The following is a 5,094-nucleotide window of genomic DNA, read 5'->3' on the forward strand; positions in this document are numbered from 1 at the left end:
CAGGTCGTCGCGGGTGACCTCGTGGTGGGTCGTCATGGACCCGACCACGATCTGGTCGCCCTCCTCGCGCACCCCGCGCAGCTCGGAGATGCCGCCGAGGTCGACCACCAGCGACGGGTCACCCATGCGCAGCCGCAGGACGGGGATGAAGCTCTGGCCGCCGGCCATGAGCTTCGCGTCGTCACCGCCGTCGACCAGTGCCTGGATCGCCTCGTCGACCGTGGTCGGCCGGACGTAGTCGAACGATGCCGGGATCACAGGTGCCCTCCCTGGGTGTCGCCCTTCGAGATGTCGCTCGCGGTCGAGCCGAGCCCGGCACCCGGCGAGGCGATGTCCGCCTCGTCGCCCCGGCCCGATGTGCCCCTCGCCGAGTTGATCGCCGTCCACACCCGGTACGGGGTGGTCGGCATGTCGATGTCCGAGACGCCGTACTGCCGCACGGCGTCGAGGACGGCGTTCACGACGGCGGGGGTGGAGGCGATGGTGCCCGCCTCGCCGACGCCCTTGACGCCCAATGGGTTGGTCGTCGACGGGGTCGTGGTGTTCGCCGTGTCGAAGCTGATCAGGTCCGCCGCCGAGGGCAGCGTGTAGTCGACCAGTGTGCCCGAGAGCAGCGTCCCGGACTCGTCGTACGCCGCCTCCTCGAACAGCGCCTGCGCGATGCCCTGGGCGAGGCCGCCGTGGACCTGGCCCTCGACGATCAGCGGGTTGATCACCGTGCCGACGTCGTCCACGCAGACGTACTTGTAGAGCTGCACGAAGCCGGTCTCGGTGTCGACCTCGACCGCGCACAGGTGCGTGCCGTGCGGGTAGGAGAAGTTCTCCGGGTCGAACGTCGCGTGCGCGTCGATGTCGGGCTCGACGCCCTCGGGCATGTCGTGGGCGGCGAACACGGCCAGGGCCACGTCCGCGATGCCCACGCCCTTGTCGGTGCCCTTGACGCTGAACCGGCCCGCCGTGAACTCGAGGTCGTCCTCCGACGCCTCGAGCATGTGCGCGGCGATCGGCTTGGCCTTGTCGACGACCTTCTCGGCCGCCTTCACCATCGCGATGCCGCCGACGGCCAGCGAGCGCGAGCCGTAGGTGTCCAGGCCGCGGTAGGAGGACTGGGTGTCGCCGTGGAGGATCTCGACGTCCTCGAAGGCGATGCCCAGCTTGTCCGCGATGATCTGCGAGAACGCGGTCTCGTGGCCCTGCCCGTGCGGGCTGACGCCGACGACGACCTCGGCCTTGCCGGTGGGCAGCATCCGGATGGACGCGGTCTCCCAGCCGCCGGCGCCGTAGTCCAGCGAGCCCAGCACGCGCGACGGGGCGAGCCCGCACATCTCGGTGAAGGTCGAGATGCCGATGCCGAGCTGCTTGACGTCGCCGCGGTCGCGGCGCTCCTTCTGCTCACGCCGCAGGCCGTCGTAGTCGAACATCGACATGGCCTGGTCGGTGGCGGCCTCGTAGTTGCCCGTGTCGTAGGTCAGCGTGCTGACCGTGGTGTACGGGAACTCCTCGTGCGTGATCCAGTTCTTCTTGCGGAGCTCCATCGGCTCCATGCCGAGCTCGACGGCGACCTCGTCCATCATCCGCTCGATGCCGAAGGTGGCCTCCGGCCGGCCGGCGCCGCGGTAGGCGTCGGTGAGCGTCTTGGTGGTGAAGACGTTGGTGCAGTCGAACCGGTAGGCCGGGATCTTGTAGATCGCGTTGAACATGAACGCGCCCAGGATCGGCACGCCCGGCCCGACGAGGCCGAGGTAGGCGCCCATGTCGGCCAGCAGCTTGACGTCGAGGGCCTTGATCGTGCCGTCCTTGGTGACGGCGACCGCGATGTCCTGGATCTGGTCGCGCCCGTGGTGCGCGGTGAGCAGCGACTCCGAGCGGGTCTCGGTCCACTTCACCGGCTTGCCCAGCTTCTGGGCCACCAGCAGCGTCACGACCTCCTCCGGCGCCACGGCGATCTTGCCGCCGAAGCCGCCGCCCACGTCCGGGGCGATGACGCGGAGCTTGTGCTCGGGGAGCCCGAGGGTGAGCGCCAGCATCGTCTTGAGGATGTGCGGCACCTGGGTCGACGACCACATCGTCAGCTGCTCGCCGTTGGGGTCGACCACCGTGGAGCGCGGCTCCATGAAGACCGGCACCAGGCGCTGCTGACGGAAGCGGCGCCGGACGACGATCTGGTCGTCGGCCTTCTCCGCCTCGGAGATCGCCTCGGAGGCGGACCCGCCCGAGCCGGCCTCGCCCGAGTCGAACACCCACTGGGCGTTCTCGTTGGTCCCGAGCTCCGGGTGGACCAGGGTGGCGCCCTCCTTGAGGGCCTCCTCCATGTCCAGGACCGGCTCGAGCTCGGAGTAGTCGACCTCGACCAGCTCGGCGGCGTCCTTCGCGGCCGCCGCGGAGCGCGCGACGACGACGGCGACGCCCTCGCCGGCGAAGTTCACGCGGCTGCCGGCCAGGGCCGGGCGCTGCGGGGACTTCATGTCCTTGGTGATCGGCCAGGCGCACGGCAGCTGGACCGCGTCGGCCCCGATGTCCGCCGCGGTGTAGACCGCGACGACGCCCGGGACCTGCTTCGCGGCGCTGGTGTCGATGCTGCCGATCTCGGCGTGCGCGAACGGGCTGCGCACGATCGCGAGGTGGAGCAGGCCCGTGATCGCCTGGTTGTCGGTCCAGCGGGTCCGCCCCGTGATGAGGCGGCGGTCCTCCTTGCGGAGGCGGCTCTGCCCGATCTCCTGGGTCTGCGGAGTGTTCTCCGTCGTGGTCATCTCAGGCACCCCCACCCGCGACGGACTGGGCGGCCGGCTGCGACGCGGACGCACCCGGCTTCATCTTCTGGGCGGCGTCCTGCACCGCGCGGACGATGTTCTGGTAGCCGGTGCAGCGGCACAGGTTGCCCTCGATGCCCTCGCGGACCTCCTGCTCGGAGGGGTCCGGGTTGTCGCCGAGGAGGTCGATGGACTGCATGATCATGCCCGGCGTGCAGTAGCCGCACTGCAGGGCGTGGTTGTCGTGGAACGCCTGCTGGACCGGGTGCAGCTGACCGTCGCGCTCGAGACCCTCGACGGTGAGCACCTCGCTCCCGTTGGCCTGCACGGCCAGCACGGAGCAGGACTTCACCGACAGGCCGTCGAGGTGCACGGTGCAGGCACCGCAGTTGCTCGTGTCGCACCCGACGACGGTGCCGGTCTTGCCCAGACGCTCACGCAGGTAGTGCACGAGCAGCAGCCGCGGCTCGACGTCGTCGGTGTACCGGACGCCGTCCACGGTGACGGCGATCCTCCTGGTGCCCATGCGGCCTCCACGCTCGTGATCACATCGTTGTGGCTCAGTCACCTGATCCAAGGTTGAATCGGCCAAGAACACAAGAGCCCCACGTTGGTGTGCGCCTCCCACTTCGCGCTGATCAAGCAACTATCGGCGATCAAGCACCTGTGCACCGCGTCGGCACGGAGTGGATGCGCCGACGGGCAGGTCACCTGCCAGGGTGACCTGCGAGCGCTCGACGACGAAGGGACATCCGTGTTCGGCAGAGGCCGCGACCCCAGACCGCCCGTGGACCGCGCCCTCGCCGTGGTCGAGGGCCTGAAGCCCGGCACGTGGCAGAGCGTCGAGGTGCTGGCGATGCTGGCGATCGAGGCGTGGGGGCGCCCCGAGGCGGCGCGGCTGTACGCGTCGGCCGTCCAGGCGTCGCAGACGCTGGCGAGCGGCTCCTGGGAGAGTGCCCGCGCCCTGGCGTGGCTGGCCCGGGCCGGGCGTGAGCTGGGCTTGGCCGCGGAGGAGCCGCGCTGAGTCCCGCGGCCCGGTCCCGCGCGCAGGAAGTCGGTGGCGACGGCGAGCCGGCAGGCGGCACAGTCGGCGCATGGCCGATCCGATGCCCGACCTCACCGTCCGGCTGGTCGACGACCCGCGCGCGGTGGGGCCGCTCGGGGCCGAGTGGCTGGCCGCCCAGGGCGTGTTCGCGAACGTGCCGGCGACGATCCTGGCCGGGGAGCTGGCGAGCGGGCCGCACTACGACGACCAGAGCTGGGCGATCGTCGAGCGCGGTGGCGCCCTGGTCGGCGTCGCGGTGCAGACCGCCCCGCACCCGGCCCTGGTGCCGCCCTTGGGCCCGGACGCCGCCCGCGCGGTGGCCGACGCGTGGCACAGGGCCGGCCGGCGGTTGCCCGGCGCGCTCGGCGACGGCACCTCGGGAGCGGCGTTCGTCGAGCGCTGGGTGGAACTCGGCGACCGCGAGGCCGTCGTCGAGGTGCGCGAGGGCGTGCACGTCCTGCGCGCGCTCGTGCCCGCGGACGGCGTCCCCGGGAAGGGGCGCACCGCGGAACCGGGCGATCTCGACCTGATCCTCGCGTGGCTGGCGGCGTTCGTCGACGAGGCGTTGCCCGGCCACGTCGGGGCGGACCGCGACGAGGAGCTCGAGCGCATCCGGAACCGCGAGTACCTGCTCTGGGAGGACGGCGAGGAACCGGCGAGCCTGGCCGGCTTCCGTCAGCCGGTCGGCGGGTTCGGGCGCGTGGGGCCCGTCTACACGCCGCCCGGACGGCGCGGCCGTGGGTACGCGGCGGCCGTCACGACGCTCGCCACGCAGCAGGTGCTCCGGACGGGGGCGACGCCCATGCTGCACACGGACCTGGCGAACCCCACGTCGAACGGTGTCTACGCGCGGCTCGGCTACGAGCAGGTCGGTGAGCTCACCCGCTGGATCTTCCGCTGATCAGCGCGGGGCGGTGTGGTGGATCGGGCCCTCGCGCTCGCCGAGCCGGGCGCCGTCGCCGCCCCAGCGCAGCGCGATGATCTCGGCAGCGATGCTGACGGCGGTCTCCTCGGGGGTGCGGGCACCGAGGTCGAGCCCGATCGGCGAGGCTATCCGCTTCAGCTGCTCGTCAGTCACACCCACCTCACGCAGCCGAGCCTCCCGGTCCTGGTGGGTCTTGCGCGATCCCATCGCGCCAAGGTAGGCGAGGTCCAACCGTAGTGCCTCGACGAGCACCGGCACGTCGAATTTCGGGTCGTGGGTCAGCACCGTGACGACGGTTCGCTGGTCGATCCGACCGGCATCGGCCTCTTCCTTCAGGTAACGGTGTGGCCAGTTCACGACGACCTCGTGCGCGT

General features: G+C 71.4%; 6 protein-coding genes. 2 read left to right on the forward strand and 4 right to left on the reverse strand.

Translation table 11 applies throughout. The features are described 5' to 3' along the window. The 3 genes from AC0CYZ_RS11955 to AC0CYZ_RS11965 form a co-directional block, all read right to left on the reverse strand. The coding region (locus tag AC0CYZ_RS11955; protein WP_472215550.1) for an FAD binding domain-containing protein at positions 1-258 on the reverse strand (258 nt) is incomplete at its 3' end. Beyond that, the gene (locus tag AC0CYZ_RS11960; RefSeq protein WP_472215552.1) at positions 255-2,750 is read right to left on the reverse strand and encodes a xanthine dehydrogenase family protein molybdopterin-binding subunit; all 2,496 of its coding nucleotides are present in this window, start codon (positions 2,748-2,750) and stop codon (positions 255-257) included. The genes AC0CYZ_RS11955 and AC0CYZ_RS11960, both read right to left, overlap by 4 nt. 1 nt (position 2,751) lies before the next feature. Further along, positions 2,752-3,276 carry a (2Fe-2S)-binding protein gene (locus tag AC0CYZ_RS11965; RefSeq protein WP_472215554.1) on the reverse strand — a complete coding sequence of 175 codons (525 nt, stop codon included), beginning with the start codon at positions 3,274-3,276 and terminating at the stop codon, positions 2,752-2,754. 261 nt (positions 3,277-3,537) lie between these two features. Between AC0CYZ_RS11965 and AC0CYZ_RS11970 the strand changes: the two genes are divergently transcribed. Together AC0CYZ_RS11970 and AC0CYZ_RS11975 are read left to right on the forward strand one after the other, a co-directional pair. Then, complete coding sequence (locus AC0CYZ_RS11970) at positions 3,538-3,774, forward strand: hypothetical protein (RefSeq protein WP_472215556.1); 237 nt, start codon at positions 3,538-3,540, stop codon at positions 3,772-3,774. Between the two features lie 70 nt (positions 3,775-3,844). Then, a complete protein-coding gene (locus AC0CYZ_RS11975; RefSeq protein WP_472215558.1) occupies positions 3,845-4,696 on the forward strand; it encodes a GNAT family N-acetyltransferase in 852 nt (283 codons plus the stop codon). On the opposite strand, the gene AC0CYZ_RS11980 is transcribed toward AC0CYZ_RS11975, so the two are convergent. Further along, on the reverse strand, positions 4,697-5,094 hold a 398-nt coding region (locus tag AC0CYZ_RS11980; RefSeq protein WP_472215560.1), incomplete at its 5' end, for an XdhC family protein. It abuts the gene before it with no gap.

Source organism: Actinomycetospora sp., assembly GCF_055612215.1.

Coding starts and splice junctions, on each gene's coding strand:
- AC0CYZ_RS11965 (WP_472215554.1), bottom strand. CDS start 3,276: ATGGGCACCAGGAGGATCGCCGTCACCGTGGACGGCGTCCGGTACACC.
- AC0CYZ_RS11975 (WP_472215558.1), top strand. CDS start 3,845: ATGGCCGATCCGATGCCCGACCTCACCGTCCGGCTGGTCGACGACCCG.
- AC0CYZ_RS11960 (WP_472215552.1), bottom strand. CDS start 2,750: ATGACCACGACGGAGAACACTCCGCAGACCCAGGAGATCGGGCAGAGC.